23 protein-coding genes are annotated in these 25,499 nt (G+C 38.1%); 12 read left to right on the top strand and 11 right to left on the bottom strand.

Annotated elements, in window-relative coordinates:
• The first annotated feature begins 5 nt into the window (after window positions 1–5).
• Complete coding sequence (locus WA338_RS07310; RefSeq protein WP_272985843.1) at window positions 6–1,064, top strand: glycosyltransferase family 9 protein; 1,059 nt, start codon at window positions 6–8, stop codon at window positions 1,062–1,064.
• On the opposite strand, the gene WA338_RS07305 is transcribed toward WA338_RS07310, so the two are convergent.
• Complete coding sequence (locus WA338_RS07305; RefSeq protein ID WP_009780652.1) at window positions 1,048–1,875, bottom strand: glycosyltransferase family 2 protein; 828 nt, start codon at window positions 1,873–1,875, stop codon at window positions 1,048–1,050. The genes WA338_RS07310 and WA338_RS07305 overlap by 17 nt on opposite strands.
• 64 nt (window positions 1,876–1,939) lie before the next feature.
• Here WA338_RS07305 and WA338_RS07300 point away from each other — a divergent pair, with 64 nt between their 5' ends.
• Window positions 1,940–2,698: a glycosyltransferase family 2 protein gene (locus WA338_RS07300; protein WP_009780653.1), complete on the top strand. Its 759-nt coding sequence runs from the start codon at window positions 1,940–1,942 to the stop codon at window positions 2,696–2,698.
• A 1-nt stretch (window position 2,699) separates the two neighbouring features.
• On the opposite strand, the gene WA338_RS07295 is transcribed toward WA338_RS07300, so the two are convergent.
• Window positions 2,700–3,458, bottom strand: coding sequence for a lipopolysaccharide kinase InaA family protein (locus WA338_RS07295; protein WP_272985845.1), 759 nt, complete (start codon window positions 3,456–3,458; stop codon window positions 2,700–2,702).
• Between the two features lie 65 nt (window positions 3,459–3,523).
• Here WA338_RS07295 and WA338_RS07290 point away from each other — a divergent pair, with 65 nt between their 5' ends.
• Window positions 3,524–4,468 (top strand): hypothetical protein, encoded by a 945-nt coding sequence (locus WA338_RS07290; protein WP_336092796.1) that lies wholly within the window; start codon window positions 3,524–3,526, stop codon window positions 4,466–4,468.
• Here the strand turns inward: WA338_RS07290 and WA338_RS07285 are convergent.
• The gene (locus WA338_RS07285; RefSeq protein ID WP_336092795.1) at window positions 4,465–5,238 is read right to left on the bottom strand and encodes a glycosyltransferase family 2 protein; all 774 of its coding nucleotides are present in this window, start codon (window positions 5,236–5,238) and stop codon (window positions 4,465–4,467) included. The two genes, WA338_RS07290 and WA338_RS07285, sit on opposite strands and share 4 nt — an antisense overlap.
• 105 nt (window positions 5,239–5,343) lie before the next feature.
• On the opposite strand from WA338_RS07285, the gene WA338_RS07280 reads away from it, so the two are divergent.
• From WA338_RS07280 to WA338_RS07260, 5 genes are all read left to right on the top strand, one after another.
• On the top strand, window positions 5,344–5,931 hold the full coding sequence (locus WA338_RS07280; RefSeq protein ID WP_336092794.1) for an L-threonylcarbamoyladenylate synthase: 588 nt from the start codon (window positions 5,344–5,346) through the stop codon (window positions 5,929–5,931).
• 97 nt (window positions 5,932–6,028) lie between these two features.
• Window positions 6,029–7,459: a CCA tRNA nucleotidyltransferase gene (locus tag WA338_RS07275; RefSeq protein ID WP_336092793.1), complete on the top strand. Its 1,431-nt coding sequence runs from the start codon at window positions 6,029–6,031 to the stop codon at window positions 7,457–7,459.
• Window positions 7,460–7,479: 20 nt separating this feature from the next.
• Entirely contained in the window at window positions 7,480–8,502 is a 1,023-nt protein-coding gene (locus WA338_RS07270; protein WP_336092792.1) for a COX15/CtaA family protein, read from the top strand.
• A gap of 120 nt (window positions 8,503–8,622) precedes the next feature.
• Window positions 8,623–9,147: an IS1096 element passenger TnpR family protein gene (locus WA338_RS07265; RefSeq protein ID WP_009780660.1), complete on the top strand. Its 525-nt coding sequence runs from the start codon at window positions 8,623–8,625 to the stop codon at window positions 9,145–9,147.
• Window positions 9,148–9,190: 43 nt separating this feature from the next.
• Window positions 9,191–10,249, top strand: coding sequence for a nucleoid-associated protein (locus WA338_RS07260; RefSeq protein WP_336092791.1), 1,059 nt, complete (start codon window positions 9,191–9,193; stop codon window positions 10,247–10,249).
• Between the two features lie 69 nt (window positions 10,250–10,318).
• On the opposite strand, the gene WA338_RS07255 is transcribed toward WA338_RS07260, so the two are convergent.
• On the bottom strand, window positions 10,319–10,663 hold the full coding sequence (locus tag WA338_RS07255; protein WP_336092790.1) for a MotA/TolQ/ExbB proton channel family protein: 345 nt from the start codon (window positions 10,661–10,663) through the stop codon (window positions 10,319–10,321).
• A 187-nt stretch (window positions 10,664–10,850) separates the two neighbouring features.
• Between WA338_RS07255 and WA338_RS07250 the strand changes: the two genes are divergently transcribed.
• Both WA338_RS07250 and WA338_RS07245 read left to right on the top strand, forming a co-directional pair.
• Window positions 10,851–11,906, top strand: a complete 1,056-nt coding sequence (locus WA338_RS07250; protein ID WP_336092789.1) for a sensor histidine kinase — start codon at window positions 10,851–10,853, stop codon at window positions 11,904–11,906.
• Window positions 11,899–12,618, top strand: a complete 720-nt coding sequence (locus tag WA338_RS07245) for a LytR/AlgR family response regulator transcription factor (protein ID WP_336092788.1) — start codon at window positions 11,899–11,901, stop codon at window positions 12,616–12,618. The genes WA338_RS07250 and WA338_RS07245 overlap by 8 nt, the downstream gene beginning before the upstream one ends.
• On the opposite strand, the gene uvrB is transcribed toward WA338_RS07245, so the two are convergent.
• The 4 genes from uvrB to WA338_RS07225 form a co-directional block, all read right to left on the bottom strand.
• Window positions 12,619–14,619 (bottom strand): excinuclease ABC subunit UvrB, encoded by a 2,001-nt coding sequence (uvrB, locus tag WA338_RS07240; protein WP_336092787.1) that lies wholly within the window; start codon window positions 14,617–14,619, stop codon window positions 12,619–12,621.
• A 118-nt stretch (window positions 14,620–14,737) separates the two neighbouring features.
• A complete protein-coding gene (locus tag WA338_RS07235; RefSeq protein WP_336092786.1) occupies window positions 14,738–17,458 on the bottom strand; it encodes a T9SS type B sorting domain-containing protein in 2,721 nt (906 codons plus the stop codon).
• Between the two features lie 99 nt (window positions 17,459–17,557).
• On the bottom strand, window positions 17,558–18,388 hold the full coding sequence (locus tag WA338_RS07230) for an ABC transporter permease (RefSeq protein WP_336092785.1): 831 nt from the start codon (window positions 18,386–18,388) through the stop codon (window positions 17,558–17,560).
• A gap of 7 nt (window positions 18,389–18,395) precedes the next feature.
• Complete coding sequence (locus WA338_RS07225; protein WP_336092784.1) at window positions 18,396–19,295, bottom strand: ABC transporter ATP-binding protein; 900 nt, start codon at window positions 19,293–19,295, stop codon at window positions 18,396–18,398.
• A gap of 138 nt (window positions 19,296–19,433) precedes the next feature.
• On the opposite strand from WA338_RS07225, the gene WA338_RS07220 reads away from it, so the two are divergent.
• Complete coding sequence (locus WA338_RS07220; RefSeq protein WP_009780669.1) at window positions 19,434–20,507, top strand: hypothetical protein; 1,074 nt, start codon at window positions 19,434–19,436, stop codon at window positions 20,505–20,507.
• A gap of 71 nt (window positions 20,508–20,578) precedes the next feature.
• On the opposite strand, the gene WA338_RS07215 is transcribed toward WA338_RS07220, so the two are convergent.
• The 3 genes from WA338_RS07215 to WA338_RS07205 all read right to left on the bottom strand — a co-directional run bounded on the left by WA338_RS07215 (window position 20,579) and on the right by WA338_RS07205 (window position 23,100).
• Entirely contained in the window at window positions 20,579–20,902 is a 324-nt protein-coding gene (locus tag WA338_RS07215; RefSeq protein WP_272985859.1) for a type II toxin-antitoxin system PemK/MazF family toxin, read from the bottom strand.
• Window positions 20,893–21,138, bottom strand: coding sequence for an AbrB/MazE/SpoVT family DNA-binding domain-containing protein (locus WA338_RS07210; protein WP_272985861.1), 246 nt, complete (start codon window positions 21,136–21,138; stop codon window positions 20,893–20,895). Before WA338_RS07210 ends, WA338_RS07215 begins: the two co-directional genes overlap by 10 nt.
• 150 nt (window positions 21,139–21,288) lie before the next feature.
• Window positions 21,289–23,100, bottom strand: a complete 1,812-nt coding sequence (locus WA338_RS07205) for a glycoside hydrolase family 15 protein (protein WP_009780672.1) — start codon at window positions 23,098–23,100, stop codon at window positions 21,289–21,291.
• A gap of 106 nt (window positions 23,101–23,206) precedes the next feature.
• Here WA338_RS07205 and WA338_RS07200 point away from each other — a divergent pair, with 106 nt between their 5' ends.
• Window positions 23,207–25,411, top strand: a complete 2,205-nt coding sequence (locus WA338_RS07200) for a bifunctional alpha,alpha-trehalose-phosphate synthase (UDP-forming)/trehalose-phosphatase (RefSeq protein ID WP_272985863.1) — start codon at window positions 23,207–23,209, stop codon at window positions 25,409–25,411.
• Window positions 25,412–25,499: the final 88 nt, after the last annotated feature.

Below are 25,499 nucleotides of genomic sequence, written 5' to 3'. Positions count from 1 at the left end.
AGAAAATGAAAATTTTAGTGATTCAGCAAAAGATGATAGGTGACGTTTTAACGTCATCTATCCTTTTTAGAGCCATACGTGAACAGTTTCCAGATGCTGAATTGCACTATTTAATTCAATCGCACACCTTACCTGTGGTTGAAAACAATCCGTATATCGATCAGATAATTTTTGATCGCACAACTGCCGAAGCTACGAATGTAAGCCTTCCTGTTTTTGCAAAATACATGGCAGAAGCGCGTTACGACTATATCCTTGATGTCTATTCAAAACTAGGTACTGCCTTTTTGTGTTTACCCAGCAGCGCAAAAAGTATTGGTTATAAAAAATGGTATACCCAATTTGTGTACAACAAAACTATAAGCTACCTAAAAAAGCCTAAAACCAATGCCGGTTTGGCTATCGAGAACCGACTTCGGTTACTTCAAATTTTACCGGGAAATTTCCCAGATTCTTTCAAACCTAAAATCTACCTCACTGCTGAAGAGAAAAATAAAGCGCTCCAGTTTTTACGCGAGGCTGAAGTAGCTATTGAAGCTCCAATTTTTATGATTGGTTTACTTGGTAGTGCTTCGAACAAAACTTACCCTCTGGAGTATTTGGCTCAATTATTAGAGGTGCTCGTTCAAGAAAAACCGGAAGCACAAATATTACTGAATTATATTCCCAGTCAAAAAGAAGCTGTAGATCAATTTTTAAACGTTTGCTCAGCCGAATTAAAAGCGAAAGTTTTTCCGAAAGTTTATACTGCAAATCTTCGTGAGTTTATTGCCGTTCTATCCCATTGTAAAGCCTTGATAGGTAATGAAGGTGGCGCTGTAAATATGGCTAAAGCACTTGATGTGCCTACGTTTGCAATCTTCTCTCCGTGGATCAGTAAAGAAGCCTGGGCTCTTTTTGAAGATGAAAAAAATGTTGCAGTTCACCTAAGCGATTTCAAGCCGGAGTATTTTCAGAAGAAATCCAATAAGCACATCAAAAAAGAAACCGAAACCTTGTACAAACAGTTCGTACCAGACCTTATAAAGCCTCAACTAGCAACATTTCTTAGGAATCTTTCTTGATCCCAAAAGCGGTGTAGGTTTTTTGTTGAGCTTTAGTTTCCTTTCTAATTTCAGCATTCTTTATAAGCATCTCTTCTTTCACGTAACCTCGAGCGTGATCGAGATGTACGCAAACTGCACTGTATCTAATTTGTTTTGACTTAATACCTTTATTAAAAAGGCGCTCTCCCAACTCGCGGTCTTCTCCCCCATATTGCATACGTTCATCAAAACCGTTGACTGCAAGTATTTCTTCTTTCCATCCACTAGAATTATGCCCGTTCCACGTAGGTTTAGTTGGCGTTACCGCATTAAGCAATCGCGCTTCTAAACCCCTTGCTGAAAGCTTTTTATTTTTGATAGAAGCTTTCAAGCCTTGTGCTTTAAGCCAGTTGAGATCAAAACAGTGCTGCTGTTCAATGTCGTCTTTGGTAATCGCTTGGGAAATATGCATTGGCAATTTGAAGTACCCTCCAGAAAGAAAATATCCTTGTTCTCGATACTTGAGATGCACCTCGACAAAATCTGCCTTAGGTATACAATCGCCATCAGACATTAAAATATAATCAGCGCTACTCGCCTCGACAGCTTTATTTAAAATGATGGTTTTTCTAAAACCGATATCCTCGTGCCAAACATGAACAATAGGTCGCTCAAAAACAGTAGAGAATGCTTCGATTGCCGCTTTGGTTTGCGTATCTGACCCGTCATCTGCGATGATAATTTCAAAATCTTTAAAGGTTTGAAAAGCATATCCCCATAGGGTTTTCTTCAGCCAGTCGACCGCATTGTAGGTACTGATGATAATCGATAGCTCCGGTTTTTTCTCCATAAATCAAAGAAAACAAATTTAATCTTAAAACCATATTTTAATTAGCTTTACGCTTCAGCAATTGATGGAAAAACTCACCGTAATCATACCCACGTTTAATGAAGCAGCTCATATTGAGGCCGCTATACAATCGGTATTATTTGCTGATGAGATTATAATCGTAGATTCCTTCAGCACCGATGAAACGCTAGGAATTGCTCAAAAATTTCCGGTAAAAATACTTCAGCGAGAATATGAATATTCAGCTTCACAAAAGAATTGGGCAATTCCGCAGGCTACACATAAATGGATTTTTATTCTAGACGCGGATGAACGTGTATTTCCTAGCTTAAAAGATGAAATTCTGAATATTCTTAAAAATCCAGATCCAGAAATTGTCGCTTATTGGGTGTACCGCAACAACCATTTTATCAATAAAAAAATCAAGTACAGTGGCTGGCAAAACGATAAAGTAATTCGGCTTTTTAAGAAAGAATTTTGCAGCTATGAAGATAAAAGAGTGCACGCCGAAATTATACCTCAAGGACGTGTTTCATTTTTAAAAAATCTTTTAGATCATTATAGTTTTACTTCTATTCATCAGTTTACCACAAAACTCAACCGTTATGCGGTTTGGCAAGCGCAAGACTATGACTCACAAACCGGAAGCATCACAGCCTATCATTTTCTATTCAAACCGAGCTGGCGCTTTTTTAAACATTATGTTTTACAGCAAGGTTTTAGAGACGGGATTCCCGGTTTGACGATAAGTTATCTTCAAGCCTACGCGGTTTTTATGCGATATGTAAATCTTTGGATTTTGAGAAATTCGAAGAAAAACTAAATCACTTTTTCCAGAATTTCACCTTCTTTTTGAAAGCCTGTTTTTTCGCAAAATGCTCTTGAAAATCCTGTGTTGCCTTCCACATCGCGACTTTGGTTTTAGCTTCATCGTAGTCTCCTACTCTGGCATATTCCTCAGCCATAATATCAACCATTTCCTTCTTTGGGGTCAATCGGGCAAAATTTTGAATACGGGTTTCAAAATCCAGCGGCTTAAATTCCATTCGGTTTAAATCAACTAAATAGAAATCATAGCCTTTTTCGGTTTGTACGATCAACGTATTTCCGGCAGAATGATCTAAAAAATGAATCTGTTTCTCGTGCATCTCATAAGTAAATCGTGTAAAAGCCTTTAAAATCTCAATACGATTTGGAAAATTTTCATCATTTACCAATGTGCGGTATGTCGCGTCAGCTTTAACCAAAGCACTTGCATAAAAACTTTTATTGAATAATAGTCCATTACTTTCTAACGCGTACGCTATAGGTTGCGGAGTGAGAATCCCTTTTTCAAGCAACTTACAGGCATATTCATAGGAGCGTTGTGCCTTAGATTTCCTGAAGTACTTGTACGCGATTTTATTTACCAGATTAGGAATCTTAAAAGCCTTAATTGCAATTTTCTTGCCTTCAAGCTCAAATATTTTAATTTGATTACGGTTACCATCTGCTAGAATGCTTCCATCATTTTCAAAACTGAAGAAAAACTCCTTTAGTTTTAAAAGACTATTTTTGACCGATTGGTGAACAACGATTTTCATTGAGAAAATTTAGATTGCAAAAGTAACTAAATCACTATTAGAATTTTTAAACAATTAATTTCTGAATGAAAGTTTTAATTATATCGAGCTATATTTTTGGATATATTGACTTGATAAAGCCCGTACTTATACAAAACAACATAGATGCTAAAATTCTTTATTTAGGACAAGAACCTTTAAACTTCAAATATAAGAGTAAAGCTCATCATCTCTCTGCATTTATAATGAAAGGCTTAGGTAGGAATGCAAAAATGGACTTTAGACATAATACCATTCTAAATAAATTTAAGGATGATACTTTTGATCAGATTCTAATTATTCATCCTCAATATTTACCTAAAAAAACACATCTATTTCTAAAATCAATAACTAGCAGGTATATAACATTTCTTTTTGATAGTTTAGCTAAAATGCCAAGGCAAAAGCCTGTACTTAAATATTTTGACGAAGTATTTTCTTATGAAAAAGAAGATTGTATAGAACAAGGCTTTACATTCTTGACAAATTTCATTCCTTGCTGTGTCGAAATAAGAAAAGAATATGTAAAAGATACTGAGGTCTTCAATATCTCCTCACTTGATAATAGATTTTCAGATATAAAAAAGATAGCTGAAAATTTGTTACAAAATAATATTGACTATGAATTTCTGATTTTCTCAAAAAAAGAAAAAGAATCAAGTTTTGTCACATTCATTAATCAAAAGTTGAGTATATCTGAAGTGCATAAAATGTTTTTAAAAAGTAAAGTTTTACTTGATATTCAACGATCTGACCAGCGTGGTTTAAGTTTTAGAGTAATGGAATCTCTTGGATATAATAAAAAATTAATCACCACTAATCCAGACATAGTTACCTATGATTTTTATAATCCATCAAATATTTTGGTTGTAGATCCTGAGAACCCGGTAGTGTCAAAAGAATTCATTAATTCTAGCTATGAACCTGTACCAGAAAAAATAATTAGGAAGTATGAAATTAACGCTTGGATAAAAGAAATATTTAAAAGCTAAATTCCTTCTTTTGGATATATACGCTTCTCATCTAATACTTGATTAAAATAATCTGTATTTTGATTTACCTTGTCTTTAGATTCTTCACTGTGCCATATATGATAAACAATTCCTGCGTAACGTATACGCTTACCCATTATTCCATTATGTAAAAGTCTAGCTGCAAAATCAGAATCTTCTCTTCCCCAGCCCGTATAAAATTCATCATAACCTTTAATTGCTAAGGCATCTTTTCGCCAATACGAAAAATTACACCCTCTTATTTTAGAAGATAAACTAGGCAAGGCCTTGTATCTTACACTTAACAAAGGAATGTGTAAGGCTCTAGTTCTTTTTTTGATTCCTTTGGAAAAAGAAGAAAACCTAACTTGCTTCGATGCAAAAAGAGTTTCTACTTTGTTTTTTTGAATATTAACTCTGCTTCCATATAGAAATGTATTTGTTTCAGAAAATTTAATATGATCTCGTATAAATTGTGGATGTAATATACAGTCCCCATCTATTTGAATTATATAATCACAAGATGTCGCCTTCAAAGCCTTATTCAGAATTTTAGATTTCCTAAATCCTAGATCTTCTTGCCAAACGTGATTCACCTTATTAGGAAAAACCATCTCAAAATTTTCGATAATACTCTTAGTGGCAGAGCGCGACCCATCATCTGCTATTATAACCTCATCAGGAAATCTTCTTTGATTTAAAACACTCAAAAAAATCAATTCTAAAGCTTGAGGCCAATTATAAGTAGCTATTATTAAAGCAACAGTCATAGTTTAAATTATTTTTTCTGATTTGCTAAAGTATGAATTAAGAGATCAACTAGCTTTAAAAACAATCTTTAAAGAATAACTTTACAGCTTCTAATTTTAACCGGAATGGCAAATAACAAATACGATCAAAATATAATCAACGAAGTTAATGAATCCCTCGGTGTGATTAAGCGCGGTGGCCTACTGCTCTATCCTACAGATACCGTTTGGGGAATAGGTTGCGATGCGACCAATGCTGATGCGATCGACAAGGTTTATGCGCTTAAAAAACGTAAAGAAAGTAAAGCCTTGATTTGCCTGGTGAGTGATATGAAGATGCTCAATCAGTTTGTTGAAGAAATCCCTGAGGTTGCTTACAATATTCTCAAATATGCAGATCAGCCCACGACGATTATTTACGATAAGCCCATACGTGTTGCCGAAAATCTTGTAGGTGAAGACAACACGCTAGGAATTCGTATCGTTCAAGATGAATTTTGCCGAAGCCTCATCAAAAAAATGGGACGACCACTGGTTTCTACTTCTGCAAATATTAGTGGCGAAAAAACCCCCATGCGCTTCCCTGAAATAAGTCAACCTATTTTGGAGGGAGTAGACTATATCGTAAATTTGCAGCGCAAACATAAATCGACCAAATCCTCAACCATTATCAGGTTAAGTAACGATGGTCAGGTTAAAGTTTTACGCAAGTGATTTTTAGCATCAGCGCTGAAGATTTTAAATAGTCAACGTATTATTTCGGGTTTTTCCCGGGATATTTTAATCTCGATTATCGAGTAAATAAGAATACATGCCAGTTCCCAGTTTTCCGGAGGCTTTACAGCCAAAAATCTTTGATACGATCACACAAGCTTCGGAAGAATTAAATCTTGAAACCTATGTGATAGGTGGTTACGTACGCGATTTTCTTTTAAAGAGAGGTTCAGCAAAAGATATAGATATTGTCGCTGTAGGAAGCGGAATCGAACTCGCTGAAAAAGTAGCTTCACTCCTTCCTCATAAACCTAAAGTTCAGGTTTTTAAAACGTACGGAACGGCGATGTTACGCGATGGAGATATCGAGGTGGAGTTTGTAGGCGCACGCAAAGAGTCGTACAATGAAAATAGCCGCAATCCTGTGGTTGAAAATGGCAGCCTTGAAGATGATCAAAACCGTCGAGATTTTACGATTAATGCGCTAGCAATAAGTCTGAACAAAAAAACTTTGGGAGACCTCGTTGATCCTTTTGATGGGATCATAGACCTTGAACGCGAGATCATAAGAACGCCGCTTGATCCCGATATCACATATAGCGATGACCCGTTGCGTATGATGCGCGCCATACGATTTGCCACACAACTCGATTTTACGATCGAGCGCAAATCGCTTGAGGCAATTTCAGCAAATAAAGACCGGATTAAGATCATTACCAAAGAGCGCATTGTTGATGAACTGAATAAAATAATGCTGAGTAAAACACCTTCTAAAGGATTTTTACTTCTTGAAAAAACAGGCTTGCTCAACTACATTCTTCCGGAATTGACTGCGCTTAAAGGCATTGAAGAAAAAGAAGGTCAGAAGCATAAAGACAACTTTTACCACACGCTAGAAGTGGTTGATAATATTTCTGAAAATACTGAAGATGTATGGCTGCGTTGGGCGGCATTGTTGCACGACATCGGCAAAGCACCTACAAAACGTTTTGACAAAAAAATAGGTTGGACGTTTCACGGACACGAATTTGTAGGGTCTAAAATGGTTTTTAAACTCTTCAAGCGATTAAAAATGCCTTTGAATGAAAAAATGAAATTCGTTCAAAAGCTCGTTTTGATGAGTTCGCGCCCTATCGTCATCGCTGAAGATTTTGTGACAGACAGCGCAGTGCGTCGCTTGATTTTTGATTCCGGGGATTATCTTGAAGATCTGATGACACTTTGTGAAGCCGATATCACGACCAAAAACCCTAAGCGTTATCGCAGATATCATAATAATTTTAAGACTGTTCGTCAAAAAATTGGAGAGGTAGAAGAGCGCGATCACGTGCGCAATTTTCAACCGCCGGTAAGTGGTGAAGAAATTATGAGCACATTCGACTTACAACCTTCTAAAGAAATCGGGATTATAAAAGAGGCGATTAAAGAAGCGATTCTTGAAGGAGAAATTCCTAATGAATATGAAGCTGCTCACGCTTTTATGTTGAAAAAAGGCGAAGAATTAGGTCTGGAAGCTGTAAAAAGTTAATTACTCAATACGTTAAACTCGTGTATAGAAAGTCAATAATTGTTTCGCTTATTCTTATTTATCTGGTGATCATTGCCGGAGCTGTTGTGCGTATGACCGGCAGCGGAATGGGATGTCCCGACTGGCCAAAATGTTTTGGTTATATCATACCACCAACTTCTGCAAGCGAATTAGAATGGACGCCTGAAAAAACCTATGAAAAAGGTCAGGTGATTATTGTAGATGAAACGCTGCGCGTTGCAAAAACCGACTTTACAACTGCTGAAGCTTTCAATCCACAAAACTGGAATGGGTATGACAAACACGATTATGCCATTTTTAACCCTTGGCATACGTGGATCGAGTACGTTAATCGCTTATTTGGCGCGCTTGCCGGTCTGGCCTTTCTGGTAATGCTGGGCGCTGCTATTTTTAAAGAGCGAAAGCGTAAACGCATCCTTCTTTCCATACTTGCAGTTTTTCTTATAGGCTTTCAAGGCTGGATTGGTGCAACCGTGGTTTACTCAGTGCTTTCTCCGGTGCGCATTACGATTCATATGGTCATTGCGTTACTCATTGTAGCGTTGTTAATTTATATGCTTTACGAAGCATCTGTTACGACAAACAAGTTCAAATTTGATAAGGGCTTCAAAACAGGAATGCTAATCGCAATTGTGCTTACGATGCTTCAAATCGTTTTAGGAACACAAGTGCGGCAACATATCGACGAGCAAGTAGATCTTGTGGGGTACGCAGCAAAAAACCTGTGGCTCAATAATCCTGAAATTACTTTTTACATTCACCGCTCCTTCTCTATCATCGTATTTCTATTAAATGCGTGGTTGTTTATGCGCAATAGAAAATTGAATCTAGGACACCGCAGTTTCTATTGGGTGGTTCTTTTGATCTTAATCGAGATCGCAACCGGAGTTTTAATGAATTATTTTGAATTTCCGTTTTTAACGCAACCTATACACTTGGTTGTAGCCTCGTTACTCTTTGGAATTCAGTTTTATATTTTGCTTACTGCAAACAAAAAAGAAAACCTCAAAAAAGCCGTTTAAGCCTTTCTTGAAATTATATCTTTGCCGCCCTTTTGAAAATTTTCAATTGAGAGGATTTGATTTTAGATTTTTAGGACTATTACCTATTTTGAAGTTTTAACTTTGCTTAAAAATTAGATTATGATTTACCGTTTTCGCGTTATTCTAGATACTGAAGAAGATATCTTTAGAGACATTGAGATCGAGCAAAATGCAACTTGCGAAGATTTTCACAACTCGATCACCCAAAGTTTTGGGTTTGACGGCACAGAAATGGCTTCATTTTATGTGAGCGATGATGAGTGGCGTCAAGGAGAAGAAATTCCGCTTTTTGATATGAGCGAGTCTGATTCCCCACTACGCATGATGAATGAGACCTTGCTCGAAGATGTACTTTCTGAGGATCAAACGCGTTTGATTTACGTTTATGATTTTTTAAATCTATGGACGTTCTTTGTAGAGCTCGCTGAAATCGCCGAGCCCCAAGACGGTACTTCTTATCCTAATTTGATGTATGTGCACGGCCAAATTCCGGCAGAAGCACCACCGGCAGATTTTTCAGGTGATGAAGATGATCTTGATGAGGACGACCCTTTTGCAGATGATGATGACGATTATGATATCGAAGACTATGACGGTCTTGATTTTGATGAAAACTGGAATTAAATTAGGCTTCCAGAATTAGTTCTCCACTTAAACACAACAGCAAATGATCAATTTATATTCTGCTCAAATCGAGTCGCTTTCCATACATCGCATAGGTAATAAAAGCCGAAATGAAGGTGCTTTTTTATCTAAGGAGCGATACCATCTTAATGACGAGATCACTCCTTTGATCAAAGAGTTTTTCTTTAAGCCTTTCCGTGATAAAGAAGAAAACTACTATCAATTTGTTCACGAGGCAGACTTAGAGTTTCATTCGCTATCCAACCTTGTTGCATCGGTTTTTAATGACCCGAGACAATCGCACGAGATTTCAGTAGAAATTGCAAAGCTCTTGTATGAGCAGTCCAGTCACCCACACATTAAACCGGGTGAAGTTTATGTCGCCCATATTGAAAATGTGATGATGGATAATGAAAAAATGGATGCCATCGGGATTTTTAAATCAGAGCTTAAGCAGGATTTTCTTCAGTTTCAAGAAGGTGAAAACAACCTGCAAATGCATCTAGAACAAGGTGTAAACCTCAGCAAACTTGACAAAGGCTGCTTGATTTTCAATAAAAATTCTGAAAACGGTTATAAAATTCTTTCCATCGATTCTAACCGCTATGACACCAAGTATTGGCTGGAGAATTTCTTAGGCGTTGATATTCTTGCTGATGAAAACTTCTATACCAAGAAGTATTTAAAATTCTGTCAGGATTTTGCCAAAGACGTTGTGCTTCCTGCTGAAGATAAAAAGGAAGAAGTGATGTTCATGAACCGTGCGGTGAATCACTTTGCTAAAAACGATGAGTTTGTAGAGCAAAACTTTATGAACGAAGTGATGGAAAACCCGGCATTGATTCCTGAATTCAACAATTACAAAACCGAAAAAGCGCCTAAATATAAAATTGAAGATCTAACTACATTCCCGATTTCAAACACTGCCGTAAGTGGTGCGCGTAAGCGTATTAAAAGTGTTATAGAATTGGATACCAACGTACAGATCAAACTGGATTTTGTAAATCCTGAAAGTGCAGAAAAGTTTGTAGAAAAAGGTTGGGATGAAGAACGCCAGATGTATTATTATCTGGTTTATTTCAACAAAGAACAAAAAAGTTAGACAACTGTTTACTGTAAAACACAAAAGCCGAATCCATCCAGATTCGGCTTTTGTGGTTTTTGAAGAGTATTATTTCATCAAGTTTAAAATCAAGATAAAAAGTCGGCCAAAAATAAAAGTCACCAACCCAAAAACAGTGGTTAGAAATGCTATTTTAAGTCCGCCAGCCATCATTCCTTGAGAAACTTCGCCTAAACCTTCAACAGCATCAAAAGCTTCGATAAGACCAATGACACTTCCTAACAATCCCCAGCTTAAAATAAATAAGCTAATGTTACTTAATAAGGTTATGGTGTGTGCTTTATCTGCTTTGGTAATCATTTGTCTTACAAACAGTGCAACAATAATGATAAATACGATCACGATAGGCCACATAAAAAATGGGCCGCCTTCTTGAATTCTGTCTAATAACATAATTTGGTTTTTAAGAATGAATAGGCTTCAAAAGTATTTGAGATAAAAGTATTTAAAATTTATTTGCGACTGATAACCGATTAAGCAAGCGATTCTACATCAAAAACACTTGTGTTAAATCAGGATGAGTTTCTGCAGTTCGTCTCAAAAACTATTCAATTTTGCCAAATTTTAGCATCTTGCATCCATGGATTTATTGAAGTTTAACCAGACCCGCATTTTTGCTTCCCATACTTTGTTGTGGATTGGAGTTTGGTTTTTCTTTGTGTACTTTTTCAGTTATAACTCAACAAATTCGCTTTACGTCACGTGGTTCTCAAGCATTTTACTGCCGCTTACCATGCTTACGACCTATACGACTGCTTATTATTTGGTCCCAAAATATTTGCTTCAACAGCGCTATCTATTATTCAGCCTGTATGCCATTTACGTATTGATTTTTACTGCCTTTCTTGCAACTGTGACTATGATAGGTAGTTTTATCTTTCTTTCCAATCTAAGAGTTGCCGAAACGCCACCTATGAGCCGCAACCTCATTTTCATAATGATTCTCATTTATCTCGTGGTTGGGCTTGTGAGTTTTGTGCATATTCTAAAGCATAATTTTAATATGCTTACCCAAAACAAGGCCTTAGAAAACAAAATACTAGACACGCAGTTGCATATCAAACAGCAAGAGTTGCACTATCTAAAAAAGCAAATACACCCGCATTTTTTATTCAATACACTCAATACCATTTATGGTTTTGCATTACGCCAATCCCGACAAACGCCAGATATCATTCTAAAACTTTCTAATCTGCTTGATTATATCTTATATCAGGTACAAGAAAAAGAGGTTTCTCTAGAAGACGAACTGAAACACATTGAAGAGTATTTGAGTCTTGAAGAAATTCGTTTTCAAGATACTTTGGAAGTTTCGGTGACCAAAAAGTATAATAATCCAGCGATTACCATTCCGCCGATGCTGTTTTTGCCTTTTGTTGAAAATGCATTTAAACATGGTGCTATTCTCGATGGAAAACTTCAAATTCTTATCGATCTAAAAGCAGACGATCACGAACTCTGCTTTAAAATTAAAAATACGTTCCTCAATGCGTTACCTTCTGAAACACCACAAGGAATTGGCTTGCCCAACATTCAAAAGCGACTCGATCTCCTTTTTGGAAAAAACTATACTTTAGAAGTTGATACTCAAGATTCCTGGTATTCAGTTGAATTAAATCTCAAGCTCAATGCATAAAAAACTCACCGCGATAATTGTAGATGATGAACCTACAGCCAGAGCCATCTTGCTTACACATTTGCGCCAAATCCCGCTGGTTGAAGTCCTAGGTGATTTTAAAAATGCGATTGAAGCACTCACGTTTTTAAAAACCCAATCGGTCGATGTTATATTTCTTGATATCAACATGCCTGAAGTCACCGGTCTTTCTTTAGGGAAACTTCTACGAAATGACGTCAAAATCGTATTTACAACCGCCCATCGCGAGTATGCTGTAGAAGGTTTTGAACTGCAGGCCGTAGATTATTTATTAAAACCCATTTCCTTTGACCGCTTATTGAAAGCTGTTTATAAATGTCTTGGTGAAACTGTCAAAACGGAGCCGGTCTCCCTTTCAATCGAAAAAGAAGCGCAGAATGATTTTGTGTTCATTCGTGCAGATCGAAAGATGATCAAAGTTGAATTTGATCAGATCATTTATGTTGAAAGCTTAAGTGACTACATTAAGATTCATACCTCAACAGAAACCTTAACCACGCGGGAAACGATATCTAATTTTGAAGCGAAATTACCGGTTTCAGAATTCCTGAGAATTCATCGGTCTTTTATCGTGGCTGCTTCTGCGATTAAAGCGTATACAAACGAGCACGTAGAAGTTGAAGAAAAATCGCTTCCCATAAGCCGAAGCTACAAAGAAGCTGTTCTCGATGTTTTAAGTAAATATGAATAATTAATTCAATTCTTTTACCTGCTCCTGGTAATTTTTAATACGGTCTCGAAGCTTGGCAGCCTCCATAAAGTCTAACTCTTTTGCTGCTGCTTCCATTTGCTTACGCGTATCACGGATGAGTTTCTCGAGTTTAGGCTTACTCATATATGCAGTATCGGGCTCGGCTGCAACGTTAGTCAATTCTTCAGCTTCAAATTTGAATTTCTCTTTCTTAGCCAATGCATTGTCTAAAGACTTTTTGATCGCCATCGGTTTTAGACCGTGTTTCTCATTGTAAGCGATTTGCTTTTGTCTTCTGTATTCTGAAGTATCAATGGTTTCCTGCATACTTCTGGTAATCGTATCAGCATACATTATTGCCAGCCCATTGATGTTACGCGCAGCTCTACCTATGGTTTGCGTAAGAGATCTATTACTACGTAAAAAACCTTCTTTATCGGCATCAAGAATAGCCACGAGCGAAACTTCGGGCAAATCCAGACCTTCCCGCAACAAGTTCACCCCTACAAGAACATCAAAAATACCTTTACGCAGATCAGACATAATTTCTACACGCTCAAGAGTATCTACATCAGAGTGAATATAGCGGGTTCTAATATCAACACGGGTTAAATATTTGGTGAGTTCTTCAGCCATTCGTTTGGTCAAGGTAGTTACCAGCGTACGTTCGTCTTTTTCCACACGCTTCTGAATCTCTTCGATCAAATCGTCAATCTGATTTAAACTCGGTCGTACCTCAACAATAGGATCTAGTAATCCCGTTGGTCTAATGATCTGCTCCACATACGTACCTTCAGATTTCTGCAATTCATAATCAGCAGGTGTTGCACTCACATAGATCACTTGATTCTGAAGCGCTTCAAACTCTTCAAATTTCAACGGTCTGTTATCCATTGCCGCCGGAAGTCTAAACCCATATTCTACCAAATTTTCTTTACGACTTCGGTCTCCTCCATACATCGCGCTTACCTGAGAAACGGTAACGTGACTCTCATCAATCACCATCAAATAGTCATCAGGAAAATAATCTAAAAGACAGAAGGGACGCGTCCCGGGTTCTCTTCCGTCTAAATAACGAGAATAGTTTTCGATTCCGCTACAGTAGCCGAGTTCGCGAATCATCTCCAGATCAAAATTGGTTCGTTCTTCGAGACGTTTTGCTTCAAGATGTTTTCCTATTTCTTTGAAATAGTCCACCTGCTTTACCATATCGAAACCGATTTGATCTATAGCGTTCTGCAACACATCCGGACTGGTAACAAACATATTGGCCGGATAGATATTCAAGCGATCGTACTTTTCTAAAACCTCATTGGTTGTCACATCAAAGGCTTCGATCTCCTCGATCTCATCACCAAAGAAATGCACACGAAAAGCGTGATCGTCATATCCCGGATAAATATCTACTGTATCTCCTTTTATGCGGAAATTCCCGCGGTTAAATTCAGCGGTCGTTCTGCTATACAAACTTTGTACAAGACGTTTAAGCAGCTGAGTCCGAGAAATAACCATATCCCGCTCCAGCGCGATCACATTTTTCTGAAATTCCACAGGATTCCCAATACCGTACAAACAAGAAACTGAAGCCACCACAATGATATCGCGGCGTCCTGAAAGCAAAGACGAAGTTGTGCTCAAACGCAATTTTTCGATCTCCTCATTAATCGACAAATCCTTCTCAATATACGTTCCTGACGTTGGGATGTACGCTTCCGGCTGGTAATAATCATAATAGGAAACAAAATACTCAACAGCGTTATTTGGAAAAAAGGCTTTAAACTCACTATACAATTGTGCAGCCAAGGTCTTGTTATGCGCCAATACTAAGGTTGGCTTTTGAACTTCCTGTAACACATTGGCCACGGTAAAGGTTTTACCACTACCGGTAACCCCAAGTAAGGTTTGATAACGCTCACCGGCATCAATGCCGCCTACCAATTGCTCAATCGCACCGGGCTGGTCTCCTGTTGGTTTAAATTCTGACTGTATATTGAATTTCAAAATAGATCGTATTTGCGCTCAGACAAGAGCGATTAAAGAAAAAAATCCCTACGTAAAATTAAACTATTTGAGAGTCAGAGTAAAGTTTAGAAATCTTAGGATTCCCTTAAAATTAAGGCTATCGCTTCAAGGTAAAATGTGATTTAAAAACACGGCCGTCTTCAAGGTTAACCTGAAACCAATAATCATCGGCTGGTAAATTGGTCCCGCTAAAAGTACCGTCCCAACCCTGACTTAACGGATTCAATTCTTTTAAAAGCTTTCCGTAGCGATTAAAAATACGAATTACCGTCCCCGGCTGAACCATCGCACTTATTCCCTGTACTTGCCAATAGTCGTGATATCCATCACCGTTGGGTGTAAAATATTTTGAAAAGCCGATAATGCTGAACTCTTGAGATATTGCTGTACAAGCATTTTTTGAACGTACATACAAAGTATGAAATCCGGGAGTTAACCCATCAAAAAACAATTCATCCTGATAAGGCCCTGTCTCATCGTCGATAGCTACTTCATAAGCACCATTACCAGAAAGTGTAATTGTAGCCGTATTATTTTCGGTAGCATCGGTTACTTCAATGTTATCAATAATCGGGATTTGTTCTTCTAGTATCGTAATGGTTGCTTCTCTAAAACAGCCTGTGTTCACGTCGGTTACCCGCAAGGTATGATCACCTGGCAAATTGGTTTCTAAATAAGGCGTCGTCTGCCCTTCGGGAAACCATTCGTAGGAGTAAGTTCTTGAGGGCTCCAGATCGGTGTAATCTGGCGAATACGTCTGAATTTCGGGATAGGAAGCTTCGCAATAAATGGCTTCTGTTTCTAAAGAAAAATCAGGTCTCGGAATTAAAATTAAATCTACAGTACTTATGGCAAAACACGCATTATTATTTTCAACACGTGCATAAACGGTTTCATTATAAGCGGTTTGATTGGTATACAACTGCGGAAGCTCCAGAGCCGAATCTTCTAGCAAAGCGGCTTCTTCTGTAGGGTAATAATGAATCTCATAATTTCCTGAAATACCGTCTAAAACCTGTGCATCTGCTTGCGAAAGGTCAAATTCGGCGAAGCCTGTATCATCAAGATCACAGCCTTCTAAAACTGCTGCGTTTGCCGCAGAACTGCTTACTATTAAATCAATAGGCACCGTAATGCTACAGCCGGCCGGATTAGTTACCCGGGCGTAAACTGTTTCAGTTGGATTTGTATTTTCATAACCAACAGGATCAATAGCATTGCTTTCTGAAGCAGCATCGGTAGCATTGAGATGATAACTTACCGTAAGCTCCGTAGCACCCCCGGTGAGCTCTTCCTGCACTTGCGTTAAATTAAAAATACTCAGACCATCAGCAGTCCCGGCATCTTCACATTGGGTTAGCGACAATCCTGTTGCAGCAGATGGGTATGCATAATACGTCACTTCTGCCACACCTACTTTCTCGCAGCTTCCATCATTAGGATCTAGTCTAAACTCATAGGTTTCCGTATACGGTAAACTAACTCCAGCAGGCTGACTAATGTTCAACTGATAATCTGTTGCTCCAGCTATTAAATTTCCGTCTTTATACCAGGAATAAAGTGCTCCCGCCACGGGCTCATAGCCCAAAACATAATTTTCACCATCACACAAGGTTAATTGGGTAGTACTGATGCTATTTTGAATAATATCTAATTCATTAAAAAGGGATTGATTAAATGGAGGTAAACCTTGATAGCTCACACCTGTTCCTAAATCAATAGCCTGATCATTATAGTTTGCGGCAGTTCCTAACGCATTTGGATTTTCAATAACACCCAATGAATTTAAACCCTCTTCATACGCCAAGCTTAAAGCTCGATAAATTTTTCCGTCAGGTCCTAACTGCAAACTTCCTCTGTAATAGCCACTTTCATCTAAAGAGACCTGGCTGGCATTGATATCAGCAGCCTCCAGATCGTACTGAATCAAGGATGAAAAATGATTTCCTGCTCCTAATCTTGAATCTTCATTATTAGAGCTGGCTGAATACAAGAATCTGTTATTCGGTGAAAATTCAACTCCATAAGCAGCATAGTTAGCTGAGTTTATATTCAAACGCTGCGTATTGGTTACGGTTCCGGACTCTGAGTCAAAATCGGCTAAGAATAGACCTCCGCTTGCATTTGCGATAGCTAGTTTGGTTCCGTCTGGTGAGAATTTTAAGTTTCCTCTGGGATCTTCTACAACAAAACCTGCGCTAGAACGTACCGGGCTTGTATCGAGTCCGGCTGAACTCAACTGAAATGCATAAACCGTATTGATAAAATTTTGATTCCCTGAAGCTGAAGATAAGGTAACGAGCCAAACACTATTATCGGTACAGCTCTTGATCACCGCACTTAGCTTTTCTGCTGCGTAGTTCAACAATGGCGTGTTTTTTTCACGCACAACACCGTCTGGATCTGAGGTAAAATCTACGATGGAATAATTCACACCTTCGTTCGTTTCCCCCTGTCTCGTAGTCGTATCAACCGTAAAAATATAGTAGATACCCGGTGTATCCGGTTGCGGAATGATGATCGCAGATTGCGTGCTGGAAGGATTTCCAAATAATCCTGTTCCGTTGGTTAAAATGCTGTGATCTGCTCCATAAACGGTTATTCCGTCGGTATAAAATAGCAAATTTCCGTCATCGTCAGAAATTGTCGCACAACCTTCAAGCGTATACAAGCTTCCATCGGTTAATGCTCTTGGCGATCCTGTGCTAAAGTTCAGTCCGGCACCGTATCCAAAATACCAATTATTTGCCTGTCCTTGAGCACAGACGTTAAGCATTCCTAAAAGAAACACGCCTGTAAGCAGTACTATTTTATGCATTAAATGTGAGTTCGCCTTCATTATACGCCCACAATTTAAAGTATTCCTAGTGCTTATTGAAATACTATCGGTGAATCCAACGAAATAATCGAGAAACTCTTATAAATCGCGTTTTTCAAGCAAGGCGTAAGCGCTGTAAATAAATAAGAAAATCCATACTGAAACGATCGCTACTTCATACCAATGTACCGCATAATCTATTTGAATATCTGCCTGCAGTTGATTCGCTGCGGTTTCAATAAAATTCAAACGTTGAAACGGCAAATTGATCAGGTTTTTCATTGATTCCAGCGGAAAAAATTGAATAACTCCATCTGCAGTTTCGGCACTGGTTTGCCAGCGGAGAATTCCATAAAGAATATTTTCAAAAATCCACCAAACAAATAAAAACCCTAAAGCAAATGCGGAGCGTTTTACCAAAACACCCAAGAAAAGACAGAACGAAAAGAAGCCTACCAGCTTGAAAAAGTATGCCAATAGAAATTCCATCTCTCGGGTTACGATACTAAACTCAGTATAATCTGAAAACGAGTAGCCTAAGATCAAGGTCATCACAAAGATGAAAAGTGTAGATAGTGCAGCAAAAGCAATGACCGTATAAAACTTAGACAGCATAAATTCTTTCTTGCTTAAACCGTCAATTAAATTCTGTTTAAGCGTTCTATTGCTGTATTCATTAGAGATCATTGAGACGATAACGATCGCCAGGAAAAACTTAAGTGTCGCAGCTACCCAAGTATTGAAATGCCAGATAAACGGGAAATTGAAAATCCCTTGATCTGCAATACGAATTTGAAAATCACCCAAATTAAATTCTATCGATGCGATGAGCGCGATAAAAGACAAAATCACAAAATAGGCGATGCTCAGCACTTTTGAAGAGCGGCTGTGTTTTAATTTATAAAATTCTATAGTGAGTAATCGTAGCATGAAAATCTTAGTTAAGGTTGGCTGTAAGTTGTAAAAATTGTTCTTCAAGGCTTTCTTTACGCTTCACCATATGTGATAGCACAATGCCTTGCGTAAAAAGAAGCGTATTGAGCTCTTCTGCAGTAAGCGGATTTTTCAAAAATGCGGTTACGAGTCCGTTTTCTTCTTTTACCGAAGCAAAATCCTGATGACTTTCTAAAACGCTAATAAGCTCGGCTTGTTTCTCGCAACGCAATTCAAAAAAGCCGTGACTCGCATTCAACTCGTCTACCGGGCCTGCATACAGTTTAACTCCTTTTCTAATAATTACAACGTGCGAACACACTTTTTCAACCTCATCAAGTAAATGTGAAGCCAATAAAATAGTGGTTCCGCCAGATGCAATGGTTTTAATGATCTCTCGTATTTGATGAATTCCCTGAGGGTCTAAACCGTTTGTTGGTTCGTCTAAAATTAAAATCTCAGGATCATTTAAAAGCGCCGAAGCGATAGCCAAACGCTGCTTCATCCCCAGAGAAAAAGTACTGAACTTACTATCCTTTCGGTCTAGTAGATGAACGATTTCTAGCTTTTCTTCAATCTTACCGGGATCTACATCCTTTATCGTACACACTAATTCCAAATTTTGAGCAGCCGTCATATAAGGGTAAAAATTAGGGCGCTCGATGATCGCTCCAACTTTTTTAAGAGCATTGTGCGTAGTGTCACTTCCGTCAAACCACTGGAAGGCTCCTGAAGTCGCATTGACCACATTGAGTACCATTCCCAGAGTTGTTGATTTTCCACTTCCGTTAGGGCCCAAAATACCGTAGACGTTGCCTTTTTCTATAGTAAAGCTCAAGTCGTTTACCGCTTTTACTTTTCCGTAATGTTTGGTGAGGTTATTTAGTGTAAGAATTGTTTCCAAAAGCGTATTTTTAGAATTAACGTTCTCTAACAAGACGGCTGAGCTAATGTTTTGTTACATCACATTAGTACCTTTACATCAGAATCAAGCTAGAAAATCAGTAGGTTTTCTAGATCTAATTCAACAAAATTGCACGCTATGGAAGATAAATTAATGTCACGTAAAAAGCCTACATATCCCATTGGGGAGCGCTTAGAAGAGTATTTAAATAAATACAATCGTCTGACGCAAATCCCCGTTTTTTATGATGATTTATTGCGGTTTTCTGGCGGAATAAATATTTACGATAAAAACGATAAAGACACTTTATGGATCAGTGTGTACTACCCCGAACACGAGCGCAAAGAAATTGAAGAAAGCCTAAAACGGGTTTATGCCATTTTGCATTCTGACGGAAACGAGAACGTGCTTCCTTTCTTAAGTGTGACGGCTATTGACTATTGTACGTTTGGAAACTCGAAGCCCTTCCGCATAAAAGTCAACAATATTTTTAACGATAACTACACCTATTTCTACGTAAAAAAAGCTGATGCAAGTCGTATTTATGGCTTGGATCTCGAGCACATTTTATCTCCAAACCGTATTAACTTTTTAGTCTATAAAGACACGCTTATTGAAGAACATATTGTAGGCATTCCCGGTGACGTTTTTATTTCAGATTATCTTGAAGAATGTGATGATGTGGGAAAAGCACAACTGGCCAAGGAGTTTGTAAAGTTTAATGAACGCTGCACCATTTTGCTATTAGGAGATATGCGCTCGTATAATTATGTGGTGATCCCAACGCATGATTTTGATCACATCAAATATAAAATACGCGCTATTGATTTTGACCAGCAAGCCTATGAAGGGAATTTTAAGGTCTATAAGCCACACATTTTTAAGGAAAACTTCAGAATGGTTGAATTAGTTTCCAATAGACTTCGAGATAAATCTATCGAGCAATACCGCGAGGAAGAACGCGCGGTGTTAGCAAAACGAATTATCACCTCAAAAAACAGACTACGCCGACTTTTAAAATGTATGAGTCACGATCACATTTCTACCGAAGAAAACCTCAAAGAACTGCGCAGTCAATTGTACGATTACACGATGGATATGAAGTTTAAACGTGCAAAGTCTATGGGACAAATTGTAAAAACCGCCTTAGCCTTTGTAAAACGTAATTATGAAGACGTAAGTATGAAACGTATTATGGAGGCGAGACAATAAATTAGCGGTTAAAACAATGAGTAGTCGTTTAGTCCTAAAATAAGTGTAAAAAAAACGTGATAAATATTATTTTAATCCACAAAGGTTTCTTTTATCACCTCTTTGCATTTTTTAATTTCCGATTTTGACAGATTTTCAAAAACTCGGATTATTCTTGTTTTATCAACGGTTCGAATTTGGTCAATTGCTATCATACCCTTTTTACCGTTGTGTTTTACCGGGACTCTGGTTGGGTAATTTTTTAGATTTGTTGTCATGGGAGCAAGTACGATTGTACTTAAATATTTGTTCATTTCATTTGGCGAAATGACAACACAAGGTCTTGTCTTTTTTATTTCACTCCCAACCGTTGGGTCTAGATTTACAAGAACGACTGCGTATTGATTTAACTCCATTCCTCAATATTTTCGTCATCAAAAACGTCATTCATCAATAACTTATCGTCTCCATTCTCACTCATCTTTTTAAATTCTTTTTCCCAATTTTTTCTCGGTAATTCGATAGGTTTAAGAACTATTTGTCCCTTTTCAAGTATAAGTTCAACCTTGTCCTTAATATTATATTTTTCCAAAATGGTTTTACTTAAGCGAAGTCCTTTTGAATTTCCGATTTTGATTATTGATGCTTCCATAATTACAAATGTTATTACAAAGTAAATACATATAACTTATATTTCAAAATTCGTTCCGTACTAAGACCTAGTCATTACTAAACTTTTGACTACGACATTAAAAAAGCGGCTCAAAGGCCGCTTTTTATATCTTATATATTTTGCATTCTTCTAATACAAAATAGGTTTAAACTGTGTTTCTTCTTCATCTTCCTGACCATATTTTGCAAAATTAGTCGCCGTCTCGATCAACGCAAGATGTGAGTATGCCTGCGGAAAATTCCCCAGTAGACGCTTGGTTTTAAAATCGATATCCTCACTGAATAAGCCTAAATGGTTACTATAGGACAACAATTGATCAAAATATTTGATTGCTTTTTGCTTCTGCCCTACCTTGAATAAACTGTCGATAAACCAAAATGTACAAATGGTAAAAGACGAACTCGGTTCACCAAAATCATCTTCATTTTTATAACGATACATCAAACCATCTTTGCACAATTCGCGTTCAGTGGCTTCAACGGTAGAAACAAATCGGGGATCTTTTGCATCGATAAAACCATACTGCTCCATGAGCAATGTTGAAGCGTCCATATCTTTTGAACCGTAATATTGTGTATACGCCTGCATATCTTCATTCCAAGCGTTGTCGTGAATCTCATCGTGAATCTCCTTACGCAATGTGCCCCACTCTTCAAGATGACGTCTTCGGTTTAAAACCTCAGCGATTTTAATCGCACGATCTACTGCCACCCAGCAAAGTAATTTTGAGAACGTAAAGTGACGATCTTCGGTACGCAATTCCCAGATTCCTTTATCGGGTTCCTGCCAGTGTCGTCTTACGATTTTCACAATTCCTAAAACAACCGTCCACAGTTCCTCACTGTTTTCAAGAGTAGTTTCAAACTGAATGAACTGCTGATAGATCACTTCCATCAGAATTCCGTAGATATCATTCTGTTTTTGAACGTAGGCTGCATTACCTATGCGCACCGGAGCCGAATTTTTATAGCCTGAAAGATGATCTAATGTATGCTCGGTAAGTTCTTTCTCTCCATTGATACCATACATAATTTGCATTTTCTCATCTTTATCTGGAAGCGTGTCTATGATAAACTGAAGAAAATTCTGTGCATACTTAGTATGACCCAAATTGGAAATCACCCGAATCACCATCGAAGCATCACGCACCCAACAAAAACGATAATCCCAATTGCGCACTTCGCCAATGGTCTCTGGCAACGAGGTAGTCGCTGCAGCGAGAACGGCTCCTGACTTTTCAAACGTAAGGGCCTTTAGAGTAAGTGCGCTTCGCATAATTTCGTTTTGATATAAAGGATATTTTGTAGTGACCTCACTCCAATTCATCCAATAAACTTTCGTACGCTGAAATTTTAAATACGCTCTATCCAGCGTTTGCTCCATCAATTTCTCGTGATAAGACATCAAGAGAAATGCGTTTCCGTCTAGGGTTATTTCTTTCTTATTAAGAATAGATTCCTTTTCAAGATTCGTGTATAAATAGAGTGAATCATACTTTCCGTCATCGGTGTAACTCTCGATATACTCTCCTTTATTTACCGTTATCGTTTCGGTACTGGCATATTCTAATTTAGGATCATAGTTACACACAAACTTTGGAGCTCCTTTAACCAATCGTACAAAACGAATAATATCTGGCGGTGCGTAGAATGCTCCACTTCGCTTTTCGTATCTGGGCATAAAATCAAACACTTCAAAAGCATCGGTACCATTATCATACATTGTGCGTAGGATATTGGTCTGCCACATATATTTTTGAGTAATGGTATACTCATCTGAAACCTCAAAACTCTGAGAACCTCCTTTTTCTTCATCTAAAAGTTTGGCGAAGACCGAGGGAGAGTCAAAAATAGGCAGGCAACACCAATCTAATGAGCCTTTGTCTGAGATAAGGGCTGCACTCTTGCAGTTCCCGATGATTCCATAATTTAAATTGTCCATAAGGGAATTAAAATTCTAAAGTTCTATTAAACGGCTAGCTTAACCGCTACGATTTTCCGAAATTTAAGCATTAACAAAAAATCTAACCCTCCGATTACGTGTTTTTATGAGTAAAACTATCATTATTTCAAATCGACTGCCCTTACAATTACAAATTGACAACAATACCATCAAAGCAACACCCAGCGTAGGTGGATTAGCAACCGGAATGAAATCTGTACATAGAGACAGTAATGGTGTCTGGATCGGTTGGACCGGTTTAACCGAAGAAGAAACTCCTGAGGAACTTGTAGATGATGTGGCTAAAGCTGCCCACGATGCACAATGTGTTCCTGTTTCTTTAACCGAAAAAGATATTGACGGTTTCTACTACGGCTTTTCAAACCGTACGATTTGGCCGCTATTCCATTATTTTATGGAGTATACCGAATTTGAAAAAGAAAGCTACCAGACCTATGTAGAAGTAAATAAAAAGTATGCTGAAGTTGTACTTGAAAATATTGAAGAGGGCGATACAGTTTGGGTTCACGATTATCAATTGATGCTTCTCCCGGAACTTATTAAAAAAGAGCGTCCTGATGTACAGATAGGGTTCTTTTTACACATTCCGTTTCCGTCTTATGAAGTTTTTAGAACGCTTCCTTGGAGAGAAGAAATATTAAAAGGGCTGCTGGGATCAGACCTAATTGGTTTTCATACCTATGATTATCAACGTCACTTTTTAAGTTCGGTTTCTCGTATTTTAAGACACGAAGTGAGCTTTAACGAGATCACTTTAAAAGATCGAATCGTCACTGTGAACTCCTACCCTATGGGTATTGACTACGACAAGTTTGCCGATGCTGCTGCAAAACACGATGCTGCAAAAAATCAATCGGAATTACAACGCCGTTTAGACTTGCATATCGATTCTACTCCAGATGCAAAAATGATTCTTTCCATAGATCGTTTAGATTACAGCAAAGGAATCGCAAACCGCATTCGTGCGTATGAGTACTTCTTAGAAAAGTACCCGGAATTCAGAGAAAAAGTACGTTTAGTGATGTTGGCAGTGCCTTCTCGATCAAACGTTCCGCAGTATCAATTGCTGAAAAAGGAAGTAGACGAACTCGTAGGTAGAATCAACGGAAAATTTGCATCGGTGAGTTGGACACCAATTTGGTATTTCTACCGCTCGATGCCTTTTGAAAATCTGATCGATTTATATACGACTTGTGAAGTAGCGCTTCTTACTCCAATTAGAGATGGAATGAATCTCGTTGCAAAAGAATATGTTGCTACCCGAACTGATAAAACAGGTGTGCTTATTCTGAGTGAAATGGCCGGTGCTGCGCAAGAAATGAGTGAAGCCCTGATCATCAACCCTAATAATTTTGAAGAGATCGCCGATGCCTTAAAACAAGCGATGGAAATGCCGGAAGCTGAGCAAATCAAAAGGAACAAATTCCTTCAAAAACGCTTAAAACGCTATAATGTTGAGAAATGGGCTGACGATTTTATGCACTCTTTACACGACACCACACACAAATCTGATATTGTAAAAGCAATTCGTATGCGTCAAGATCAAGAAGATGAAATGTTTGATGCGTATAAAAAATCAGAAAAGCGCATTCTGTTCTTAGATTATGATGGAACCTTAAGAGGATTTGTCAATAACCCTGAAGATGCAAGTCCTGATGACGAACTTATCGAACTAATTCGTAGCATACACAGTCAGGAAAATACAGAAGTAGTGATCATAAGTGGCCGCGATCGCCATACCTTAGGAACCTGGTGGCAAGATGTGCCCATCACTTTGATCGCAGAACACGGCGTATGGAAACGTCCTGTTGGCGGAGAATGGGCCGTAACTGAAAATCTTAAAAATGACTGGATGGAGACCGTGCGTCCTATTCTTGAAAAATATGTAGACCGCACTGCAGGTACTTTTATTGAAGAGAAGAATTATTCACTGGCGTGGCATTACCGTAATGCCGATCCTGACCTTGGAGAAAAGCGTGCCAGCGAACTTTCAACTGTTTTAAAAGAACTTTCAGCAAATAATGAACTTGGTGTTCTTGACGGAAATAAAGTTCTGGAAATTAAAGACAGTACCATTCATAAAGGGAAAGCGGTAACCAAACATATTTTCGGCAAAGACTATACGTTTAAATTTGCCATAGGTGATGATTGGACCGATGAATATATGTTCCAAGATCTACCCGATGAAGCATTTACGATCAAAGTGGGACTTCAAAAAACAGCTGCAAAATATTATGTAGACGATACCGACAGAGTACGCGACTTGCTTAAAAAGTTTGCTGCATCTTAGTGGTAAACCACAGCAAGCCCTAAGTATTTCGACGCTTTGGCGATGCCAATAAATTAGCATAAATTTATCACGAGCAGTATTTTTAACG

This window comes from Leeuwenhoekiella sp. CH_XMU1409-2 (assembly GCF_037029365.1).
Classification (GTDB): domain Bacteria; phylum Bacteroidota; class Bacteroidia; order Flavobacteriales; family Flavobacteriaceae; genus Leeuwenhoekiella; species Leeuwenhoekiella blandensis.
Note: the sequence above shows the minus strand (reverse complement) of the source record. Positions and strands in the feature narration are given on the sequence as shown.

Coding starts and splice junctions, on each gene's coding strand:
- WA338_RS07310 (WP_272985843.1), top strand. CDS start 6: ATGAAAATTTTAGTGATTCAGCAAAAGATGATAGGTGACGTTTTAACG.
- WA338_RS07305 (WP_009780652.1), bottom strand. CDS start 1,875: ATGGAGAAAAAACCGGAGCTATCGATTATCATCAGTACCTACAATGCG.
- WA338_RS07300 (WP_009780653.1), top strand. CDS start 1,940: ATGGAAAAACTCACCGTAATCATACCCACGTTTAATGAAGCAGCTCAT.
- WA338_RS07295 (WP_272985845.1), bottom strand. CDS start 3,458: ATGAAAATCGTTGTTCACCAATCGGTCAAAAATAGTCTTTTAAAACTA.
- WA338_RS07290 (WP_336092796.1), top strand. CDS start 3,524: ATGAAAGTTTTAATTATATCGAGCTATATTTTTGGATATATTGACTTG.
- WA338_RS07285 (WP_336092795.1), bottom strand. CDS start 5,238: ATGACTGTTGCTTTAATAATAGCTACTTATAATTGGCCTCAAGCTTTA.
- WA338_RS07280 (WP_336092794.1), top strand. CDS start 5,344: ATGGCAAATAACAAATACGATCAAAATATAATCAACGAAGTTAATGAA.
- WA338_RS07275 (WP_336092793.1), top strand. CDS start 6,029: ATGCCAGTTCCCAGTTTTCCGGAGGCTTTACAGCCAAAAATCTTTGAT.
- WA338_RS07265 (WP_009780660.1), top strand. CDS start 8,623: ATGATTTACCGTTTTCGCGTTATTCTAGATACTGAAGAAGATATCTTT.
- WA338_RS07260 (WP_336092791.1), top strand. CDS start 9,191: ATGATCAATTTATATTCTGCTCAAATCGAGTCGCTTTCCATACATCGC.
- WA338_RS07255 (WP_336092790.1), bottom strand. CDS start 10,663: ATGTTATTAGACAGAATTCAAGAAGGCGGCCCATTTTTTATGTGGCCT.
- WA338_RS07250 (WP_336092789.1), top strand. CDS start 10,851: ATGGATTTATTGAAGTTTAACCAGACCCGCATTTTTGCTTCCCATACT.
- WA338_RS07245 (WP_336092788.1), top strand. CDS start 11,899: ATGCATAAAAAACTCACCGCGATAATTGTAGATGATGAACCTACAGCC.
- WA338_RS07235 (WP_336092786.1), bottom strand. CDS start 17,458: ATGCATAAAATAGTACTGCTTACAGGCGTGTTTCTTTTAGGAATGCTT.
- WA338_RS07230 (WP_336092785.1), bottom strand. CDS start 18,388: ATGCTACGATTACTCACTATAGAATTTTATAAATTAAAACACAGCCGC.
- WA338_RS07220 (WP_009780669.1), top strand. CDS start 19,434: ATGGAAGATAAATTAATGTCACGTAAAAAGCCTACATATCCCATTGGG.
- WA338_RS07215 (WP_272985859.1), bottom strand. CDS start 20,902: ATGGAGTTAAATCAATACGCAGTCGTTCTTGTAAATCTAGACCCAACG.
- WA338_RS07210 (WP_272985861.1), bottom strand. CDS start 21,138: ATGGAAGCATCAATAATCAAAATCGGAAATTCAAAAGGACTTCGCTTA.
- WA338_RS07205 (WP_009780672.1), bottom strand. CDS start 23,100: ATGGACAATTTAAATTATGGAATCATCGGGAACTGCAAGAGTGCAGCC.
- WA338_RS07200 (WP_272985863.1), top strand. CDS start 23,207: ATGAGTAAAACTATCATTATTTCAAATCGACTGCCCTTACAATTACAA.